Here is an 18,642-nt window from a genome sequence, read left to right as displayed (position 1 = left end):
ACCTACGGGTGAACAGCGGGGGCGGACTTCACCGCGCCGGAAGGCACTGGTGAATGCGGTACCGCCCCCGCCGTCGATCGCTGACGGACCTGCGTCAGGCCTGCTCGCCCTCGGCGGCAGCGGCCTCGGCCGGAGCAGCCTCGGCGGCAGCGGCCTCGGCGGCCGGAGCCTCGGCGGCAGCGGCCTCGGCCGGGGCGGCCTCGGCGGCCGGAGCCTCGTCCTTCTTCTCACCCTCGAGCAGGTCGCGCTCCCACTCGGCGAGCGGCTCGCCCGCGGCCTTCTCGCCCTTGTCGCCGGTGGCGACGCCGGAGCGGGCGATGAGGCCCTCGGCGACGGCGTCGGCGATCACGCGGGTGAGCAGGGTGACGGAGCGGATCGCGTCGTCGTTGCCCGGGATCTTGTAGTCGACCTCGTCGGGGTCGCAGTTGGTGTCGAGGATCGCGACGACCGGAATGTTCAGCTTCCGGGCCTCACCAACGGCGATGTGCTCCTTCTTGGTGTCCACGATCCAGACGGCGCTGGGCACCTTCTGCATCTCGCGGATACCACCGAGGGTCTTCTCCAGCTTGGCCTTCTCGCGCGAGAGCACGAGAAGCTCCTTCTTGGTCAGACCGGACGCGGCGACGTCCTCGAAGTCGATCTGCTCGAGCTCCTTGAGGCGCTGCAGACGCTTGTAGACGGTCGAGAAGTTGGTGAGCATGCCGCCCAGCCAGCGCTGGTTGACGTAGGGCATGCCGACGCGGGTGGCCTGCTCGGCGATGGCCTCCTGCGCCTGCTTCTTCGTGCCGACGAACATGACCGTGCCGCCGTGGGCGACGGTCTCCTTGACGAACTCGTAGGCGCGGTCGATGTACGACAGCGACTGGAGCAGGTCGATGATGTAGATGCCGTTGCGCTCGGTGAAGATGAAGCGCTTCATCTTCGGGTTCCAGCGACGGGTCTGGTGACCGAAGTGGACGCCGCTCTCCAGCAGCTCCCGCATCGTGACGACGGCCATGGCCGTTTCTCCTTGGTGTTCTCGGTTGTGCCGCGTCCGCCGGACGGCGGCCGCGCCTGACGCCCGCGATGCGCCGTGCCGCGAGGGACCGAGGGGCGCTTGGTACGAACCGTTGCCGGCTGCCGTACCGGGGCGTGCGAAGTCGACCCGGTGACCCGGATCGCCAGAAGAAGTGTACGGGACCGCCGGGGTACCGGGTGACGCCACTGTCCACAACCGGCGAGTGGTCCACAGGGTCCGGCGGTGATCGGCGGGGATGCGGGACGGTGTGCGGTATGCGATACGTGACGTTGTGGACGGCTCTGCTGCTGGCGTCGGCGGCGGCCCTGCTCACCCCGCCGGCCTGGGCGGAGCCGCCGCCGCCGTCCGTGGAGGCGCCGGTCCCAGCCCTCGGCCGCGCCTGGCCGGTGGGCGTACGGCCGCCGGTCCTGCGCGGCTGGGAGCCGCCGGCGACGGTGTACGGCCCCGGGCACCGGGGTGTCGACCTCGCCGCCCCGCCCGGGGCGCCGGTGCGGGCGGTCGCGGCCGGCCGGGTGCTGTTCGCGGGGCGGGTGGCCGGGCGGGGCGTGGTCTCGGTGGCCCTGACCGGCACGGACCTGCGCACCACGTACGAGCCGGTGCGCCCGTCGGTGGGAAAGGGCGACGAGGTGGCGGCGGGCGAGGTGGTGGGGTCGGTGGAGGCCCCGGGCTCCCACTGCGGGCCGACACCGTGCGTCCACTGGGGCTTGCTCCGCGGCGAGACCTACCTGAACCCCTTGTCCCTGCTCCCCCCGTGGCTGCTGACGAGGGGACCGTCGCGACTGCTACCGGTCACGCCTCGATGACCGGCCGTGATATCCGGGAACGCCGACGGGCAGGCCCTGCCGTGCCGCCGTAACAGCCGACGCGCGACGCCGGTGGCGCCCCCGCCCGAGCAAAGCCGAGCCGCGCGCGAAGCCGTGCCTGGGCAGGGTGGGCCCGGCCGCACACGGCCGGCGTCGGCGCCTACCTGAACCCCTTGTCCCTGCCCCACCGTGGCTGCTGACGAGGGGACCGTCGCGACTGCTACCGGTCACGCCCTAGCGGCGGGCCGCGCAGCTCTCCGCGTCCCTCCGGGGAACGCTCATGACCGCGGGCAGGCCCGGGCCCGGCCGCCGTAGCAGCCGACGCGCGACGCCGGTGGCGCCCCCGCCCGAGCAAAGCCGAGCCGCGCGCGAAGCCGTGCCTGGGCCGCCGGGCGCCGGCGCACGACGCTCGCCCCCGCAGGGCTCAGCCCTTCACACCCCGCAGCGCCATGGACACAGCCGCGTCCGTCACCGACTCGGGATCCTCCGCGGCGCCCAGTTCGATCCTGCGGACCGCCGCGTCCACCACCCCTTGCAGCAGCATCGCCGCCAGCCGGGGCTGCCCGTGACCCAGCTCCTCCAGAGCCTCGACGATCATCGCGACCAGTCCCCCGTGGGCCGCGCGGATCTTCTCCCGGGCCCCGGCGTCCAGCTCACTCGCCGAGATCGCCACGACCGCCCGGTGCCGCCGGTCCCCCACCAGCGCCAGCTGCTGCCGCACATACGCCTCGACCTTGCCCTCGGCCGACCCGGCACGCTCCATCGCCGCCGCCACTTCCGCGGCCCACACCGGGAAGTCGACCTCGCACAGCTCCTCGACCACGGCGGCCCGGGAGCGGAAGTACTCGTACACGGACGACCGCGCCAGTCCCGTCCGCTCGGCCAGCGCGGGAAAGGTCAGCGCGTCCGTCCCGCCCTCGGACAGCAGGGAACGAGCCGCGTCCAGCAGGGCGGCTCGCTGCATCGACCGGTGTTCGGCCACGGAGGCCGCTCGAATCCTTGGCACGTCGACCACTGTACGGACGAGCCCTGCCGGAGGGGAGGACTCAGCGCCCGAAGCTCGCCAGCTTGGCCCGCAGCTGCAGCACCGACTTGGTGTGGATCTGGCTGACCCGGCTCTCGGTGACGCCGAGCACGTTGCCGATCTCGGCGAGGGTCAGCCCCTCGTAGTAGTACAGGGTGACCACGGTCTTCTCCCGCTCGGGCAGCGTGTTGATCGCCCGCGCCAGGAAGCGCCGCAGTTCCCGGTCCTCGGCCACCTCCACCGGATTGTCGGCGGCGGTGTCCTCCAGCGTGTCCATCAGGCTGAGCCGGTCCCCGCCCTCGCCGCCGACGTGCAGCAGCTCCTCGAGGGCGACCACGTTGGCCAGCGACAACTGACTGAACACGGCATGCAGTTCGTCGACCTCCATGCCCAGCTCGCCGGCGACCTCCCCCTCGGTCGGCGTCCGCCGCAGCCGCGCCTCCAGCGTGGCGTAGGCCCGCTCGACGTTCCGCGCCTTCTGCCGGACCGAGCGGGGGATCCAGTCCAGCGCCCGCAGCTCGTCGATCATCGCGCCACGGATCCGGGTGATCGCGTACGTCTCGAACTTGATCTCCCGGTCGATGTCGAACTTCTCGATCGCGTCGATCAGCCCGAACACTCCGGAGGAGACGAAGTCGGCCTGCTCCACGTTGGGCGGCAACCCGACGCTCACCCGGCCCGCCACGTACTTGACCAGCGGCGAGTAGTGCAGGATCAGCTGCTCACGCAGCCGCTCGTCCCCTGTCGCCTTGTACGACCGCCACAGCTCGTCGAGCGTCGAGGGTGCGGGCGGTCGCACGCTGCCACCGTCGCGGGCGGCTGGGGGGATCGCCGCCCTGTCGGACCCGGAGGTGTGCTGGGGCATTCGTCGCCTTGTGCCGTTCTGCCGTGAAGTGCTGTGAAGTGCTGCCGAGTGGGTGGGAGTGGGGGATCGTGCGGGGAAGTGGGCTGCCTGGGTGAGGTGACTGTCTGATGCCGGGTTGGCGCGATCTGCGCCCCTACCTTTGTGAGCGTAGCGTGACTGAGGAGTCGCGGTGTGCGAACAATGCGGCACCACCCGTGCGCGGGGCTCTCGCGTCGGGAGGGTGACCGCGGGCCACGGCTCGCTCTGCGTGACCGGCCGCGGGCACCAACTCCGGGAAACGCCAAGGGCGTCGGGGGTTCCCCCGGACGGCCGAACACCGTGGGTCAGCGTGGCGGTCGGCCGCCCCTGACCGAGATCATCGCTTGGCGTGTCAACTTCCAGCCATCGCCGTGTCGTTCGACGTAACCAAGTGCTCGGAGTTCGTACAGTCTCGCGATCGCCTCGTCGCGTGTGGTGCGCGCGCCGAGCGCGATGTCGTCGGCGGGTGCGGGGCGGTTGCCGGGCAGGGCGGCGAGGACGGTTCGTGCGGCCGGTTCCAGCAGGTCACGCGGGAGGACGGGGCCCCGCCGGGGCGGCGCCAGATCACCCATCTCGCCCACGAGTTCGATGACCTCCGTGGCGTCGGTGACCAGGGTGGCCTCCCCGCGCAGCAGTTCGTGCACGCCGGCGGAGAGGGCGCTGGTGACCGGGCCGGGCACGCCCATGGTGAACCGGCCGAGGCGCTGGGCGGCCCGCGCGGTGGACAGCGAGCCGCTGCGGCAGGCCGCCTCCACGACGACGGTGCCCCTGGTCAGCGCGGCGATGACCCGGTTGCGGAGGATGAACCGGCTGGGGGTGGGGTGGTCGCCCGGCGGCAGCTCGCCCACCACCAGCCCCTGGTCGGCGATCCGGCCGATCAGGGCGGCGTGGCCGCGGGGGTAGGGCTGGTCGACGCCGCAGGCCAGGACGGCGACGGTGGCGCCGCGGGCGGCGAGGGCACCGCGGTGGGCGGCCCCGTCGATCCCGTAGGCGCCGCCCGACACGACGACCCAGCCGCGTTCGGCGAGGCCGGAAGCGAGGGTGGCCGCCGCGTGGGTGCCGTACTCGGTGCAGGCGCGGGCGCCCACGACGGCCACGGAGTGCAGCGCCCACATCCGCAGGTGCGGCCGGCCGCGCACCCACAGTCCGAGGGGCCGCCCGTCCCCCAGGTCGTCCAGCTGTCCGGGCCACTCTCCGTCCCCCGGACACACGAACCGCGCCCCGGCGGCCCGGGCCACCTCCAGGTCCCGCTCCGGCTCGGCCCGCCGGGCCCGCGCGACCAGTCCCGCCCACCGGGTTGCGCTCACCCCCGGCAACGCGTCCCCACCGCACCGCAGCCGCCGCACCACCTCCCGCACCCCGAACTGCCGCACCCAGCGCCCCCCGGCCTCGTCCCCCGGCTCGATCACCCGCCCGAGAAACACCCGCCCGAGCCGCTCGGCGCCGGGATCCGCCGCACTCGTCATGTCAGGGCTCCGATGGCCATCGGCACCCCCCGGGGGACACCGGTGCGCAGGTGCAGGGCCAGGGCGACGTCGGTCGCGTCCGGGCGGTCGTGTCCGACGAGGTCGGCGACCGTCCAGGCGACGCGCAGGACGCGGTCGATGCCGCGGGCGGTGAGCACGCCCCGTTCCAGGTTGCGTTCGGCCTCGTCCATCGCCCCGGCGACGGCGTGGTACCGGCTGCGCAGTTCACGGCCCGGCACCTCGCTGTTGGTGCGCCACGGGGTGCCGGCGAGACGGGCCGCCGCCCGCTCACGGGCCTGCCGTACCCGGTCGGCCACGGTCGCCGTGGACTCTCCGCGGGCACCGGGCTCGGTGAGCTGGGCGCGGGTGACCGGATCGACCTCGACGCGCAGGTCGACCCGGTCCAGCAGCGGTCCGGACAGCCGGGACTGGTACCGGCGGATCGCCGACGGAGGACACTCGCACAGGGAGTCGCGCAGGGAGAACCGTCCGCAGGGACAGGGGTTGGCGGCCAGGACCATCAGGAACCGGGCCGGGAACCGGACCACGCCGGCGCTGCGCGCGATGACGACGTGCCCCGACTCCAGCGGCTGCCGCAGCGCGTCCAGGGTCTGGCCGTGGAACTCGGGTGCCTCGTCCAGGAACAGCACACCGCGGTGGGCGAGGGACACCGCCCCGGGCCGGGCGATGCCCGGGCCGCCGCCGACGAGTGACTGCATCGTGGCCGAGTGGTGCGGGGCGCAGTAGGGCGCGATATCGATGAGCGGCTTGCCCGGGGGCAGCAGTCCGGCGACCGAGTGCACGGCCGTGACTTCCAGCGAGTCCTCCCGGGTGAGCCGCGGGAGGACGGCGGGCAGGCGCTCGGCGAGCATGGTCTTGCCCGCGCCGGGCGGTCCCTCCAGGAACAGGTGGTGCCCGCCGGCCGCGGCCACCTCCACAGCCGTACGGGCGGAGGTCTGTCCCACGACGTCCGCCAGGTCGTGATCGTGGTCGTGCTGTGCGGCGCCGATGCTGTGCATGCCGGTGGCGGCGCCCGTGCCCGGTACCCGCAGCCCGGCCAGGAGGGGATCGGGCCGTCCCTGCTCGTCCGGTGCCTCCTCGGGGACGGGCTCCTCGGTCAGGACCGCGATGAGCTGCCGGAGACTGCGCACACCGAGCACGGACACACCGGGGACCAGCGCGGCCTCGGCGGCGGCGCACTCGGGCACGACCACCTGCTCGTATCCCGCGTCGGCCGCCGCGAGGACGGCCGGCAGGATGCCCCGGACGGGGCGCACCCGGCCGTCCAGGCCCAGCTCCCCGATCATGACGATGTCGGCGAGGACCCGGGGGTCGATCCGCTCGGCGGCACCGAGCACCGCGCAGGCGACGGCGAGGTCGAAGCCCGAGCCGGCCTTGGGGACCGAGGCCGGGCTGAGTCCGACGGTGAGCTTCTTCTGCGGCCACTCGCCGCCCGAGTTCACCACCGCCGCCCGCACCCGGTCGCGGCTTTCCGTCAGGCTCTTGTCCGGGAGGCCCACCAGGGTGAACGCGGCGACGCCGGGTTCGAGGTCGGCCTGGACCTCGACGACCACGCCCTCGACGCCGACCAGGGCCACGGAGCACGTACGGGCGAATGCCATTCAGGCCACCCCCCGCGCGTGCTCGACGGACGGGGCACCGCGGCGGGGCAGGAGGACGCCGACGAGGTCGATGCGGACGCCGCCCGGCGGGGCTCCTCCGTGGGCCTGGATCCAGTGCGCGGCCAGTTCGCGGAGCCGGGCCGCCTTCTCGGGGGTCACCGCGGCCATCGGGTGCTCGTAGTCCCCGCCCGTGCGGGTCTTCACCTCGCAGACGACGAGCGCGTCCCCGTCCCGTGCCACGATGTCGATCTCGCCGGACCGTCCGCAGCGCCAGTTGCGCTCCAGGATCGTCATGCCGGCCTCGGCGAGCCGCCGGGCGGCCAGATCCTCGCCGTACTTGCCGATTGCTTCTCGTGCGTTCATGTCGGCACCTCCTCAGGCGCCAACCGTCACGCATCCCGTCCCCAGATGTTGATCTTGGTGGACTACTCGGCGGTTGTGGAAAACTCCCTCACCCGGGGGAGCGGGCATCACCCGCCCGGCAGCTCCAGGTCACTCTTGTTCAGCTCTTCGATGTTCACGTCCTTGAACGTGAGTACTCGGACCTGCTTGACGAAGCGAGCCGGCCGGTACATGTCCCAGACCCAGGCATCGGCCATGGTGACCTCGAAGAACACCTCTCCTTGCACCGAGTGCACCTGCATCTCGTAGTCGTTGGTGAGGTAGAACCGTCGCTCGGTCTCGATCACGTATTTGAACAGACCGACGACATCTCGGTACTCCCGGTAGAGCTTCAGCTCCATCTCGGTCTCGTACTTTTCGAGGTCCTCGGCGCTCATGGCATGTTCCCCTTCAGCCGTGCGATCCCCCCATTGTGCGCCAGTCCCGGGAACCCTCAGACGATTTCCGTGTCGAGGGTCACGGGCGTGGCCGGGGGACCTTCGACGAGCAGCGTGCGCAGCAGCTCGGCGAGTCTGGTCGGATACACCGTCTCATGTGCCCGGGTCAGTTCCTGACACGTCCACCAGCGCGCTCCGGCGACGCTGCGCCGCTCCAGCTCCGTCAGCCCCGTCGCCGCGGTCACCGTCTGGGTCGTACGGGCCAGGTAGTACCACTCGTCCTGGTCCCAGCGGCGGCCCGCGAACGGGAACGAGCACCGCCGCCGCCAGAGCACGGGGCCCAGTTCGACGCCGGTGATGCCGGTCTCCTCGGCGAGTTCCCGCAGTGCGGCCTCCTCGCGCGTCTCGGCGCCCTCCAGGCCGCCGCCGGGCGTGAACCACCAGTCGTCGGCCGGATCGCCCGGCTCGTGGCCGTGCAGGAGCAGGATGCGGTCCCCGGGGTCGAGAAGCACCACCCGGGCCACCTTGCGCAGCCCGCCCTCGGCGTCGTACGCCTCCCCCGCCGGCCGCGTGGTGTCAGCGGGCACCGGCCGTCTCCGGGCGGGCGGTGCGGGAGCGGGAGCGGCGCAGGCGCCCGGCGATCGGGCCGTAGGCGCCGCCGCCGAGGACCAGGACCGCGCCGGCCACGACCAGCAGCTCGATCGTGCGCAGCGGACCGGGCCGGGAGAGGGCGCCGAGCGTCTCGAAGCCGGTGGGGCGCTCGAGCATGCCCTTCCAGGGCCAGACGACGGCGTCCACGCGGGCGGACACGGCGGTGCGCGCGACGGTGCCCCGGGCCGCGTCGGTGAGGTGGGCGGTGGAGTCCAGGGAGCCCTGGCGTTCGTCGCCGAGCAGGAAGAGCCGGCCCTCGGGCACGGTCACCTTGGCGAAGTTCTTGATCTCGGCCAGGCTGCCCTCGGGCAGGTACGGCTCGTCGATCTGCTTGCCGTTGACGGTCAGCTTGCCGTTCGTGCAGCAGGAGACGGTGTCACCGCCCACGGCGACCACCCGCTTGACCACCTTGGCGCCGGTGACCCAGCTCTTGTCCTCGAAGACGACCACGTCACCGCGGCGCACCTCGTTGCCGTCGACGCGCTGGGCGAGCACCCGGTCACCGGCGTCGATGGTGGGCGTCATGGAGCTGGTGGGCACGGTGTACGGCCGGTAGACCAGCGCTCCCCACGCGAAACCGCCGAGGAACAGCACCAGACCCAGCGCCACCGCCAGTCCGGACAGCCGCTGCCCGAGCCGGCCGCCGACCTGTGTCGTGCCGGTGCCGCCGCCTTGCGGGGCCGTACGCGTTGTGCTCTCGCCACCCATGGACCCGCACCCTACCCGGCGGTACCGAACAGGGGCAGCCCCTCTTTTTCGCGGCCCGGGGGCTGTCAGCGGTTGTCGGCCTCCGGCCGGTCGGTGCGCCGGCGCCGCCACAGCGCCACCGGGAGGACCGCCGCGACGGCGATGCCCTGCGGGGCCACCGTCAGGGACGCGGCGGCGGAGGACTGCCGGCCGAGGCCGGGCTGGTCGAAGGTGTCGGGGACCGGCAGGGTGCCCCAGCGGTTGATCGGCCAGGCCTTGACGATGGCGCGGCCGACGACCTTGTCGACGGGGACCATGCCGTGGTTCTTGTCGGACTGGTTGTACCGGGAGTCACGGGAGTTCTGGCGGTGGTCGCCCATCACCCAGATGTAGCCCTTGGGGACCTTCACCTTGAACTGGCCACCCTGGTCGTCCACGCTGCACGGCGTGTTGCCGGGGTAGACGTACGGCTCGTTCAGCGCCTTTCCGTTGACCTTCAGCGGGCCGCTGCCCTTGCACTCGATCGTGTCGCCGCCGACTCCGACCACCCGCTTGATCAGGTCCTTCTCCTCCGCCGACGGCATCAGGCCGATCCAGCTGAGGACCTTCTGCGCCGGGTTCGGGGTCGGCGTCGGCTCGCCCGCCAGCCAGTTGTCCGGGTCGTGGAAGACGACGACCTCGCCGCGCTCGGGCTTGGAGCCGAACCACGGGGTGAGCTTGTCGACCAGCACCCGGTCACCCTGCTGGAGGGTGTTCTGCATCGAGTCGGACGGGATCGAGAACGCCTGGACCAGGAACGTCTTGATCAGCAGCGCCAGGACCAGCGCGATGCCGATCAGGATCGGCAGCTCCTTCCAGAAGGAGCGCGGCTTCCTGGGCCGGCGTGCCGCCTCGTCCGCGCCCGCTGTGCGCGGCCGCTGCTCGTCGTCCGGCGTGCCGTCGTCGCCCGCGGACTGCTCATTCCCGGAGGTCATGGCGCTGCCCGGTACGGGAACGTCGGATTCCACGGGGTGCCCGCGGTGCTCCTCGCCGTCGTGTCCCGACCGTGCGCCAACCGCCACATCCCCCACGCCAACTCCTCACTCTGTGCCGCCGCCTGCCCCGCACGCGGTGCAGGCCCACCACTCCCATAACGAGCGGGAGTTCCGCAGGGGTCGGGAGCCGGGTCATTCCGTTCGGATTCTCGTAGGCAACCCTATGCGACGGCTGGGGAGCAGCGGTCGTTCCCGACACCGAGTCGGTGACGCTTGCAAAGGTTTTAGGTTCTTCCAGGCGCGTCCAGTGCCCGACGGGCCAGCCGATGACCATGGCCCGGCCGACCACCGAGTCCTCGGAGACCGTGCCGCCGTAGGCCGTGTTCTGGTGCGAGCGGGAGTCCGCGGAGTTGCCCCGGTGGTCGCCCATCACCCACAGCCGGCCCTTGGGGACGGTGATGTCGAAGGGCATGGTCGACGGCACGTCCCCCGGGTACAGGTAGTCGCCCTCGGTGAGCGGTACGCCGTTGACGGTGACGCGGCCTTGGGCGTCGCAGCATTTGACGTGGTCGCCGCCGACCCCGATGACCCGCTTGATCAGGTCTTTCTCGTTGTCGGACGGCAGCAGGCCGATGAAGGTGAGGCCTTCCTTGAGCTGCTTGACGACGACGGGGTCCTTCTTCTTGGTGGTCTGCTCGTCCTGCAGCCAGCCGCCCGGGTCGTGGAAGACGACGACGTCCCCGCGCTGCGGCTTGGAGCCGAACCACGGGGTGAACTTGTCGACGAGGACCCGGTCGCCGATCCGGATGGTCTGTTCCATGGACCCGGAGGGGATCACGAACGCCTGGACGAGGAACGTCTTCAGGACGAGCGCGATGAGGACGGCGACACCGACCAGCAGGGGGATCTCCCGGACGGCCGACCGTCTGCGCTTGCGCTTGACCTTGCGCTGCAGTTTGCGGCGCTCCGCGCGCGTGCGGCCACCGCCGGGCGCGGAGGTGCGGCGGGACCCGGTGGGCAGCAGGTTGTCGGCGGGCGTGCTGGGCACGCCGCGCGGTTTGCCGCGGTTACCCATGCCCGCCCCCCGCGGGGGCGGCGGGCACGCGCGCGTAGGCGGACGGCCGGGTCAGATGCGTCCAGTGGCGGTACGGCCACACGATCCAGTCGGCCCGGCCGATGACGTCATCGACGGGGACCATGCCGCCGCCGGGCGAGCCGAGATGGTCGCGGGAGTCGCTGGAGTCGCTGCGGTGGTCGCCGAGGACGAACAGGCGGCCCGAGGGCACGACGACGTCGAAGGGCACGCCGGAGGCGCTGTCCCCGGGATAGAGGAACGCCGTCTCGTCGACCGGCCGGCCGTTCACCTCGATCCTCCCGTTCCTGTCGCAGCACACCACATGGTCGCCCCCCACACCGACCACGCGCTTGATGTAGTCGGCGTCCCCGAAATACCCGGTGCCGTCGAACACAATCACGTCGCCACGACGTGGCTGGGCACCGAAACGGTACGCGACCTTGTTTACGAGAACGCGGTCCCCGATCCTCAAACCCCGCTCCATGGATCCGCTCGGAATCTCGAACGGCTGCGCCACGAAGGCGTTGAGGAGCAGCAGGAACGCCAGGCAGGCGAAGACGGTGAGGGTGATCCTTCCGCCCGGGAGCCAGTCGGCGGCCCGCGACAGCAACGCGAAACGCGACCGGCCCTCCGGCCCCGGAGTACCGGGAGGGGAGGAGCGGTCGCGTTCCGTCTGCTGTGCTTCGGTGTCCATCGGAGCCAGATGCTATCCGGCCCCGCTGTGACCCCGGGAAAGCGCTCAGTTCTCGCGCTTCTCCTTGATCTTCGCGGCCTTGCCGCGCAGGTCACGGAGGTAGTACAGCTTGGCGCGGCGCACGTCACCACGGGTGACCAGCTCGATCTTCTCGACGATCGGGGTGTGCACCGGGAAGGTGCGCTCGACGCCGACGGAGAACGAGACCTTGCGGACCGTGAAGGTCTCGCGGACACCGGAGCCCTGGCGGCGGATCACTACGCCCTTGAACTGCTGCACACGGGAGCGGTTGCCCTCGATGACGCGGACGTGGACGTTGACGGTGTCACCCGGACGGAAGGCCGGGACGTCGCTGCGCAGCGACGCGGAGTCGACGGAGTCGAGCAGGTGAGACATTTCGTCTGCTTTCCTCGCTGATGCCACAGGTCATCAACGGAAACTAGGGGTTCCAAGAGGTCTGCCGTGCGGGTCGGGGCGGGCGTCGTGTCCCCCTGTGGCAGGGGCGCACGCCGGACGGGCGCACAACAGCGGTCTATTCTTCCATGCCCTTGGCCCGCCGCCAAAATCGGCCGTTCTGCTCCCCGTCCGGGTCCGGTTCCCAGCCCAGGATGGACAGCATCTCGCGGTCCTTCTTGTCGAAGGCCTTGGGGTCGCAGCGCTCGATCAGGTCGGGGCGGTTGAGGGTCGTACGCTTCAGCGCCTCGTCGCGGCGCCAGCGGGCGATCTTGCCGTGGTGGCCGCTCAACAGCACCTCGGGGATGTCCCGGCCGCGCCAGACGGGCGGCTTGGTGTAGACGGGGCCTTCGAGGAGGTTGGCCATCGCGCCCGGCGCGAAGGAGTCGTCGCGGTGGGACTCGGCGTTGCCGAGGACCCCGGGCAGCAGCCGGGCGACGGCCTCCGTGATCACGAGTACCGCCGCCTCGCCGCCGGCGAGCACGTAGTCGCCGATGGAGACCTCGTAGACCGGCATCCGGGTCGCGTACTCGTCCGTCACGCGCCGGTCGATGCCCTCGTAGCGGGCCGGCGTGAAGATCAGCCAGGGCCGCTCGGACATCTCGACGGCCAGTTCCTGGGTGAAGGGCCGGCCGCTCGGGGTGGGGACGACGAGCGCGGGGGCCTGGGCGCCGGTCTCGTAGCCGTCGGCGAGGACCCTGTCCAGGGCGTCGCCCCAGGGGTCGGTCTTCATGACCATGCCGGGGCCGCCGCCGTAGGGCGTGTCGTCGACCGTGTTGTGCCGGTCGTACGTCCAGTTCCGCAGGTCGTGCACATGGACGTTCAACTGCCCGCGCGCGCGTGCCTTGCCGACGAGGGAGACGTTCAGGGGCTCCAGGTACTCCGGGAAGATCGTGACGACGTCGAGCCTCATGCGCTGTCGTCCCCCGGCGAGGCGATCTCCGCGCGGTCGTCGATCAGACCCGGCGGCGGGGCGATGACCGCCTTCTGTTCCTCGAGGTCGATCTCGGTGACGATCTCCTCCACGAAGGGGATCATCACCTCGCTGCCGTCCGGGCGCTCCACGATGAACAGGTCCTGCGTGGGCAGGTGCGAGATCTCGGTGATCCGGCCGACCTCCGTGCCGTCCTCGGTGACCACGTCGAGGTCGATCAGCTGGTGGTCGTAGAACTCGTCCTCGCCCTCCGGCAGCTCCTCCGGGTCCACCTCGGCGATCAGCAGGGTGTTGCGCAGCGCCTCGGCGGCGTTGCGGTCGGTGACGCCCTCGAAGCGCAGCAGGAGGCGACCGCTGTGGACGCGTCCCGTCTCGATGGTCAGCGGTCCCGCGGAGGCGGGGTCCGTGGCGAGTACGGCGCCGGGCGCGAGCCGGAGCTCCGGCTCGTCGGTACGTACCTCGACGGTGACCTCGCCCTTGATGCCATGGGCACGGCCGATCCGTGCGACTACCAACTGCACGTGTCCAATTCTCCTGTCATCTGCTGCTCGCGTCCTGCTCATACGACTGCGGGCCGGGGACGGCCAGTGGCCCTCCCCGGCCCGAGCCGGTTGCGATGAAGCGTCAGCGGACGTGGTCCACGTCGACCAGGTCGACGCGGACACCGCGACCGCCGATGGCGCCCACGACGGTGCGCAGGGCGCGCGCGGTGCGGCCGTTGCGGCCGATCACCTTGCCGAGGTCGTCCGGATGCACCCGGACCTCGAGCACGCGCCCGCGGCGCAGGTTGCGCGAGGCGACCTGCACATCGTCAGGGTTGTCGACGATGCCCTTCACGAGGTGCTCAAGCGCCTCTTCGAGCATGCTGCTCAGGCCTCGGTCGACTCGGACTCGGCAGCCGCCTCGTCCTTCTTCTCAGCCTTCTTCTTCTGGGTGATCGCCTCACCCTTGCCCTCGTCCTCACCGGTGAACGCCTCGAACGACGGACGGGCCGGCTTCGGCTCGGCGACGAGGAGCGGCGCGGGAGCCGGCTCGCCCTTGAACTTCTGCCAGTCGCCGGTCTTCTTCAGGATGGCGAGCACGGGCTCGGTCGGCTGGGCGCCGACACCGAGCCAGTACGCCACACGCTCGGCGTCCACCTCGATGACCGACGGGTTGTAGGTCGGGTGGTACTTGCCGATCTCCTCGATGGCCCGGCCGTCACGGCGGGTACGGGAGTCGGCGACGACGATGCGGTAGTGAGGCGAACGGATCTTGCCCAGACGCTTCAGCTTGATCTTGACTGCCACGGGAGTGGGTTCTCCTGGATTTGACGTGGTTGGGCACGGCGAGATTGCCGCGTGGGGTTGCGGTACCCGAGTGCCCGATGGACGCGTCAGCCGGAGGAGAGAGGGGTCCTGTGCGGCTGTCGAGTACAGCTAGCCATTCTGCCACACCCCGCGGGCCGCTTCGGGCCGAGGGTGGGTGAGCCGGATTCGGGCAGGCCGGAGCGGCACCCGGCGTGGAGGTGAGGGCACGTCGGGTGCGCCGCCCGGTGCGGTAGGGGTACCGGCCGCGGCTCACGGCTGCCACGAGCAGCCGTGGGCCTATGCCGCTCCCACGACCTCCGGGATCCGGAACGGCTTGCCGCAGCCGCCGCAGACGATGGGGGCCTGGGCCAGGACCGAGGGCACCACCCGGACGTTGCGCCCGCAGTCGCACACCGCCTTGACCCGGACACCGCCGCCGGACGAGCCGTGCCGGGCGGCCGGGCCGCGGAAGGTGCGGGTGGTGTCGGCCGAGGTGGCCGCGGTGTGGGCCTTCAGCGCGCGCTGCAGCCGGTCGATGGTCGGGCGGTAGCGCCGCTTCGCCTCGGCGTTGAGCGTGACCAGCGAGAAACCGCTGCTGGGGTGCGGCTCCTCGGGGTGGTCCAGGCCCAGCTCCTCGGCGATCGCGAGGAAACGACGGTTGTGGTAGCGGCCCGCCCGGGAGGTGTCACGGATACCGCGGGCGGCGGCGATGCCGTGGACTGCCTCGTGAAGGAGCCGCTCGAAGGAGAGTTCGTGACCGCACGCGGACGACGACTCCCCGATCAGGGATTCTGGCGCGGCAAGGTCCGGCAGCTCGGGGTGGTACCGCTGAATGTCGGCCCACGCCTGCGCCAGCTCTGCGGCGAGAACAGGTGGTGTCTGTGTCGTGCTCACGTAATGACAACGAGCGGGGGTGCCGCTGTGTTCCTATTCCGGGGCATCCCAAATAATTTGCACGTACCCGTCAGTTGCCGCTGATGCGTCGTGACGAGGGCGGGTGCGCTGATCTGCGGAGAAGCGTCACAGCTCATACCAAGCTGGTGCGTAGTCCGCGCTACGCACCGCCCGGGAGCCCCCGTGCGACGACGGCCGGCTGCTGCGCAAGAGGTGTTTCGGCCGCTTCCTGCACCGGTCCTCATCCTGGACAGCGTCCGCGGCGCCCGTGACGTTACCCGGTGTGCCCCCACTCCCGGTCACCGGCCCGTCCCCGGCCCCTCCCCGGCCCCTGCTGCGGAGCGGACGCCGCGGGGCCGTCCAGGTTGCCGGGATGTGAAATCTCGCCACACCCGCGTCCGCACCCCAAGCCGGGCCCCACGACCCCTGGACGGCACCGCGAGCCGGGAGTTACCTGGCATACGTGGGAAGTGCGCGCACGGCACGGGGGCCACGCAACCGGGCGCAGCGGCGAACTGTCGGCGGATTGGGGCGCATACCTATGACACCTACGCTCGTGCGGCAGCACCTGTCTCACGCGGACTCCGCACCCCGCGTGGACCGGAGCGCACGCGCGCGTGACTGGTCCGAGATCCAGGAGCGGATGCTCGTACCGCTCTACGAAGCCGTGTACGACCGACTCGACGTGGGCCCGGCCACCCGGCTGCTGGGCCTGCGCTGCGGCTCCGGGCTCGCCCTGCTGATGGCGGCCTCCAGAGGCGCCGCCGTCACAGGCGTCGACTCGGCCTCTCCCGAACGGCTCGCCCTGGCACGCGAACGCCTGCTGCCGGACCCGCCACCCGGCGGCGGCAGCGGCACACGCGCGCGTACGGCGGCGGAACTCGTCGACGGCCCGCCCGCGGACGCGGCCGGCGCGGACCCGGCCGGATACACGCTCGTGACCGCCTTCGAGCCGATCGGCAGCCTCGCGGGCGACTCCGAGGGACTCGGCGACCTGCTCGCCGGCGCGCTGCCGCTGGCCGGCCGCGGGGCCGCCGTGGTGCTGGCCGGCTGGGGACCACCGGAGCGCTGCGCCACCTCCTCGGTGTTGCGCGTAGCCACCAAACTGGCCGATCCGGTGGGCGGCGCGCGCACCTGGCGGACCGCCCGGCGGGACGACCTGGAGGAGGTCGCCGGACGGGCCGGGCTGAAGCCGGACGGCTCGGGGCGGGTCGCCTGCCCGTTCGGGTACGCCGACCTCGACAGCGCGGTCCGCGGCCTGCTGTCCACCGGTCTGTTCGACGCCGCGATCGCCGCGACCGACGCCAAGCAGGTCGACAAGGAGCTCACGGAGGCCCTGCACCCGCACCGGCGCCCGGACGGCACCGTGTGGATGCCGAACGTCTTCCGCTACCTGATCGCCCGCCTGCCCTAGACCGGGTTCACTCCTCGCCGTCCTTGGTGAGGCGGGTGATGCCGGCGATCCGGTACGCGTCGGCCTCCTCCAGCGTCTCCGTCTCCAGCAGCGCAAGCGCCAGCGCGTCCAGCCGGCCCCGGTGGTCGCGGAGCTTGCGGCACGCCTCCTCGTAGCACTCGTCCACGATCCGCCGCATCTCGGAGTCGATGACGTCCAGGGTCTGCGGGGCGGCGGACAGCCCGTAGGCCTGCTGGGCGTCGCTCGGCAGGGCGGACAGCCGGCCGACGCGCTCGCTCATGCCCCAGCGGCCCACCATCCCGCGCGCGATGTTGGTGACCTGTTCGAGGTCGTTCTCCGCACCCGTCGTGACGACCCCGTAGACGACCTCCTCCGCCGCCATGCCGCCCAGCGCGCCGATGATGCGCCCGCGCAGGTACTCCTCGGAGTGCGCGTACCGCTCCACCTCGGGCGTGGACATGGTCACGCCGAGCGCCCGGCCGCGCGGCACGATGGTGATCTTGCGGACGGGGTCGGCGCCCGGCTGCAGCATGCCGAGCAGGGCATGGCCGCTCTCGTGGTACGCGGTACGGCGGCGGTCGTCCTCCGGCATGATCAGGGTGCGTTCGGCGCCCAGCTGCACCTTCTCCAGCGCCTCGGACAGGTGGGCGCCGGTCACCTGCTCCTGCTTGCGTTTGACCGCCAGCAGAGCGGCCTCGTTGGCGAGATTGGCCAGATCCGCTCCGGTCATGCCCGGGGTCACCCGGGCCACCTGGGTGAGGTTCACGTCGGGCGCGAGCGGAATCTGCCGGGTGTGGATCCGCAGGATCGCCTCACGGCCGCCGCGGTCCGGCGGGGACACGGTGACCACCCGGTCGAAGCGGCCGGGACGGGTCAGCGCCGGGTCCAGGATGTCCGCGCGGTTGGTCGCCGCGATGACGATCACGCCCTCCGAGCCCGAGAAGCCGTCCATCTCCGTGAGGATCTGGTTCAGCGTCTGCTCGCGCTCGTCGTGCCCGCTCATCGAGGAACTGCCGCCCCGCGCGCGTCCGATGGTGTCGATCTCGTCGATGAAGATGATCGACGGCGCCACCTTGCGTGCCTCGGCGAACAACTCGCGGACGCGGGACGCACCGACGCCCACGATCATCTCGATGAACTCGGACGCCGAGGCCGAGAAGAAGGGCACCCCGGCCTCCCCCGCGACCGCCCGGGCGAGCAGGGTCTTGCCGGTGCCGGGCGGTCCGGAGAGCAGCACCCCGCGGGGCAGCTTCGCGCCCATCCTGCGGTAGACGTCCGGGTGCGCCAGGAAGTCGACGACGTCGTCCAGTTCGCCCTTGACCTCGTCGATGCCGGCCACGTCGGCGAAGGTCGTGCGCCCCGTGCCCGGCCGCAGCCCGACCGGCTTGGGCGGCGCCCGGCGGCCGAACAGCCCGCCCGCGCCGGGCAGAGCCCCGCCGAGCCGCCGGGAGACGAGGACCCACACCACGACCAGGACGACGATCGGGATCAGGGAGATCAGCGCGTTGGCCACGAAGCTGCGTTCCTGCACCACCGGCCGCGCGGTCACCGTGACACCGTGGCTGCTCAGGTTCTGCCACAGCCGGTCGTCGGCGAAGGCCGGCCGCTGCGTCTTGAACTTGGTGTAGTCGCCGCCGCCCTCGGGATCGGCGCGGGCGCTCCTCAGCTCGCCCTGGATCGCGTCGCCCTTGGAGTAGATCTTGGCGACGTTGCCCGCGCCGACCTGCCGGCTGAACTCCGTGTACGAGATCGTCGGCTCGTTGCCCTGGCCGAAGTAGTGCAGCCCGAGGTAGGCCAGCACGAAGACGATCACCGCGGTGGCGAGCAGGCCCCACCATTTGCCGCCCCGGAGCCGGCCGGGCCGCCGAGGAGGCTCATCCGGTGTGCCCTCGGCGCGCCACGGCTGATCAGGGGCCTTGCGGGGCGGCGCCGCATCGCTCATATCTGGACGGTACGACACCCGGCGGACCTCGGCACGCGCA

At 71.8% G+C, this 18,642-nt stretch carries 21 protein-coding genes; 2 read left to right on the top strand and 19 right to left on the bottom strand.

The genetic code is table 11. The features are described from left to right. Positions 1-94: 94 nt before the first annotated feature. A complete protein-coding gene (gene rpsB, locus ACIP4Y_RS30220; protein WP_401398850.1) occupies positions 95-997 on the bottom strand; it encodes a 30S ribosomal protein S2 in 903 nt (300 codons plus the stop codon). Between the two features lie 275 nt (positions 998-1,272). Between rpsB and ACIP4Y_RS30215 the strand changes: the two genes are divergently transcribed. Further along, positions 1,273-1,821 carry a murein hydrolase activator EnvC family protein gene (locus ACIP4Y_RS30215; RefSeq protein WP_401398849.1) on the top strand — a complete coding sequence of 183 codons (549 nt, stop codon included), beginning with the start codon at positions 1,273-1,275 and terminating at the stop codon, positions 1,819-1,821. A 424-nt stretch (positions 1,822-2,245) separates the two neighbouring features. On the opposite strand, the gene ACIP4Y_RS30210 is transcribed toward ACIP4Y_RS30215, so the two are convergent. The 17 genes from ACIP4Y_RS30210 to ACIP4Y_RS30130 form a co-directional block, all read right to left on the bottom strand. Continuing rightward, on the bottom strand, positions 2,246-2,803 hold the full coding sequence (locus tag ACIP4Y_RS30210; protein ID WP_358636443.1) for a helix-turn-helix domain-containing protein: 558 nt from the start codon (positions 2,801-2,803) through the stop codon (positions 2,246-2,248). Between the two features lie 64 nt (positions 2,804-2,867). After that, positions 2,868-3,710 carry an RNA polymerase sigma factor WhiG gene (gene whiG, locus ACIP4Y_RS30205; protein WP_358636379.1) on the bottom strand — a complete coding sequence of 281 codons (843 nt, stop codon included), beginning with the start codon at positions 3,708-3,710 and terminating at the stop codon, positions 2,868-2,870. A 323-nt stretch (positions 3,711-4,033) separates the two neighbouring features. Continuing rightward, entirely contained in the window at positions 4,034-5,194 is a 1,161-nt protein-coding gene (dprA, locus tag ACIP4Y_RS30200) for a DNA-processing protein DprA (protein ID WP_401398848.1), read from the bottom strand. Beyond that, entirely contained in the window at positions 5,191-6,816 is a 1,626-nt protein-coding gene (locus tag ACIP4Y_RS30195; RefSeq protein ID WP_401398847.1) for a YifB family Mg chelatase-like AAA ATPase, read from the bottom strand. The genes dprA and ACIP4Y_RS30195 overlap by 4 nt, the downstream gene beginning before the upstream one ends. Beyond that, positions 6,817-7,179 carry a YraN family protein gene (locus tag ACIP4Y_RS30190; protein WP_358636373.1) on the bottom strand — a complete coding sequence of 121 codons (363 nt, stop codon included), beginning with the start codon at positions 7,177-7,179 and terminating at the stop codon, positions 6,817-6,819. Positions 7,180-7,286: 107 nt separating this feature from the next. Beyond that, positions 7,287-7,595, bottom strand: a complete 309-nt coding sequence (locus tag ACIP4Y_RS30185) for a DUF2469 domain-containing protein (RefSeq protein WP_014675276.1) — start codon at positions 7,593-7,595, stop codon at positions 7,287-7,289. A gap of 56 nt (positions 7,596-7,651) precedes the next feature. After that, a complete protein-coding gene (locus ACIP4Y_RS30180) occupies positions 7,652-8,182 on the bottom strand; it encodes an NUDIX hydrolase (protein ID WP_401398846.1) in 531 nt (176 codons plus the stop codon). Beyond that, the gene (gene lepB / locus ACIP4Y_RS30175; protein WP_401398845.1) at positions 8,172-8,954 is read right to left on the bottom strand and encodes a signal peptidase I; all 783 of its coding nucleotides are present in this window, start codon (positions 8,952-8,954) and stop codon (positions 8,172-8,174) included. The genes ACIP4Y_RS30180 and lepB (ACIP4Y_RS30175) overlap by 11 nt, the downstream gene beginning before the upstream one ends. Positions 8,955-9,019: 65 nt before the next feature. Next, the gene (lepB, locus tag ACIP4Y_RS30170; protein ID WP_401398844.1) at positions 9,020-10,003 is read right to left on the bottom strand and encodes a signal peptidase I; all 984 of its coding nucleotides are present in this window, start codon (positions 10,001-10,003) and stop codon (positions 9,020-9,022) included. Then, entirely contained in the window at positions 9,891-10,982 is a 1,092-nt protein-coding gene (lepB, locus tag ACIP4Y_RS30165; protein ID WP_401398843.1) for a signal peptidase I, read from the bottom strand. The genes lepB (ACIP4Y_RS30170) and lepB (ACIP4Y_RS30165) overlap by 113 nt, the downstream gene beginning before the upstream one ends. Then, positions 10,975-11,676, bottom strand: coding sequence for a signal peptidase I (gene lepB / locus ACIP4Y_RS30160; protein ID WP_401398842.1), 702 nt, complete (start codon positions 11,674-11,676; stop codon positions 10,975-10,977). Before lepB (ACIP4Y_RS30160) ends, lepB (ACIP4Y_RS30165) begins: the two co-directional genes overlap by 8 nt. A gap of 45 nt (positions 11,677-11,721) precedes the next feature. Further along, positions 11,722-12,072 (bottom strand): 50S ribosomal protein L19, encoded by a 351-nt coding sequence (rplS, locus tag ACIP4Y_RS30155; protein ID WP_128380949.1) that lies wholly within the window; start codon positions 12,070-12,072, stop codon positions 11,722-11,724. Between the two features lie 136 nt (positions 12,073-12,208). Continuing rightward, the gene (trmD, locus tag ACIP4Y_RS30150; protein WP_401398841.1) at positions 12,209-13,042 is read right to left on the bottom strand and encodes a tRNA (guanosine(37)-N1)-methyltransferase TrmD; all 834 of its coding nucleotides are present in this window, start codon (positions 13,040-13,042) and stop codon (positions 12,209-12,211) included. Then, positions 13,039-13,584: a ribosome maturation factor RimM gene (gene rimM / locus ACIP4Y_RS30145; RefSeq protein WP_401398840.1), complete on the bottom strand. Its 546-nt coding sequence runs from the start codon at positions 13,582-13,584 to the stop codon at positions 13,039-13,041. The genes trmD and rimM overlap by 4 nt, the downstream gene beginning before the upstream one ends. 103 nt (positions 13,585-13,687) lie before the next feature. Further along, on the bottom strand, positions 13,688-13,927 hold the full coding sequence (locus ACIP4Y_RS30140; RefSeq protein WP_003973401.1) for an RNA-binding protein: 240 nt from the start codon (positions 13,925-13,927) through the stop codon (positions 13,688-13,690). 5 nt (positions 13,928-13,932) lie between these two features. Continuing rightward, positions 13,933-14,352, bottom strand: coding sequence for a 30S ribosomal protein S16 (gene rpsP, locus ACIP4Y_RS30135; protein WP_358636357.1), 420 nt, complete (start codon positions 14,350-14,352; stop codon positions 13,933-13,935). A 297-nt stretch (positions 14,353-14,649) separates the two neighbouring features. After that, the gene (locus ACIP4Y_RS30130) at positions 14,650-15,246 is read right to left on the bottom strand and encodes a hypothetical protein (protein ID WP_358636355.1); all 597 of its coding nucleotides are present in this window, start codon (positions 15,244-15,246) and stop codon (positions 14,650-14,652) included. 541 nt (positions 15,247-15,787) lie between these two features. On the opposite strand from ACIP4Y_RS30130, the gene ACIP4Y_RS30125 reads away from it, so the two are divergent. Beyond that, positions 15,788-16,660: a class I SAM-dependent methyltransferase gene (locus ACIP4Y_RS30125; RefSeq protein WP_401398839.1), complete on the top strand. Its 873-nt coding sequence runs from the start codon at positions 15,788-15,790 to the stop codon at positions 16,658-16,660. Positions 16,661-16,667: 7 nt separating this feature from the next. Here the strand turns inward: ACIP4Y_RS30125 and ftsH are convergent, their stop codons facing one another. Further along, the gene (ftsH, locus tag ACIP4Y_RS30120) at positions 16,668-18,602 is read right to left on the bottom strand and encodes an ATP-dependent zinc metalloprotease FtsH (protein ID WP_358636351.1); all 1,935 of its coding nucleotides are present in this window, start codon (positions 18,600-18,602) and stop codon (positions 16,668-16,670) included. Positions 18,603-18,642: the final 40 nt, after the last annotated feature.

This window comes from Streptomyces sp. NPDC088810, from assembly GCF_044750305.1.
Classification (GTDB): Bacteria; Actinomycetota; Actinomycetes; order Streptomycetales; family Streptomycetaceae; genus Streptomyces.
The sequence above is the reverse complement of the archived record's forward strand: the minus strand, read 5'-3'. Positions and strand labels throughout refer to the sequence as shown.

Coding starts and splice junctions, on each gene's coding strand:
- ACIP4Y_RS30190 (WP_358636373.1), bottom strand. CDS start 7,179: ATGAACGCACGAGAAGCAATCGGCAAGTACGGCGAGGATCTGGCCGCC.
- ACIP4Y_RS30215 (WP_401398849.1), top strand. CDS start 1,273: ATGCGATACGTGACGTTGTGGACGGCTCTGCTGCTGGCGTCGGCGGCG.
- rpsB (WP_401398850.1), bottom strand. CDS start 997: ATGGCCGTCGTCACGATGCGGGAGCTGCTGGAGAGCGGCGTCCACTTC.
- ACIP4Y_RS30195 (WP_401398847.1), bottom strand. CDS start 6,816: ATGGCATTCGCCCGTACGTGCTCCGTGGCCCTGGTCGGCGTCGAGGGC.
- trmD (WP_401398841.1), bottom strand. CDS start 13,042: ATGAGGCTCGACGTCGTCACGATCTTCCCGGAGTACCTGGAGCCCCTG.
- dprA (WP_401398848.1), bottom strand. CDS start 5,194: ATGACGAGTGCGGCGGATCCCGGCGCCGAGCGGCTCGGGCGGGTGTTT.
- ACIP4Y_RS30125 (WP_401398839.1), top strand. CDS start 15,788: ATGACACCTACGCTCGTGCGGCAGCACCTGTCTCACGCGGACTCCGCA.
- lepB (WP_401398843.1), bottom strand. CDS start 10,982: ATGGGTAACCGCGGCAAACCGCGCGGCGTGCCCAGCACGCCCGCCGAC.
- lepB (WP_401398842.1), bottom strand. CDS start 11,676: ATGGACACCGAAGCACAGCAGACGGAACGCGACCGCTCCTCCCCTCCC.
- lepB (WP_401398845.1), bottom strand. CDS start 8,954: ATGGGTGGCGAGAGCACAACGCGTACGGCCCCGCAAGGCGGCGGCACC.
- ftsH (WP_358636351.1), bottom strand. CDS start 18,602: ATGAGCGATGCGGCGCCGCCCCGCAAGGCCCCTGATCAGCCGTGGCGC.
- rplS (WP_128380949.1), bottom strand. CDS start 12,072: ATGTCTCACCTGCTCGACTCCGTCGACTCCGCGTCGCTGCGCAGCGAC.
- ACIP4Y_RS30185 (WP_014675276.1), bottom strand. CDS start 7,595: ATGAGCGCCGAGGACCTCGAAAAGTACGAGACCGAGATGGAGCTGAAG.
- whiG (WP_358636379.1), bottom strand. CDS start 3,710: ATGCCCCAGCACACCTCCGGGTCCGACAGGGCGGCGATCCCCCCAGCC.
- ACIP4Y_RS30140 (WP_003973401.1), bottom strand. CDS start 13,927: ATGCTCGAAGAGGCGCTTGAGCACCTCGTGAAGGGCATCGTCGACAAC.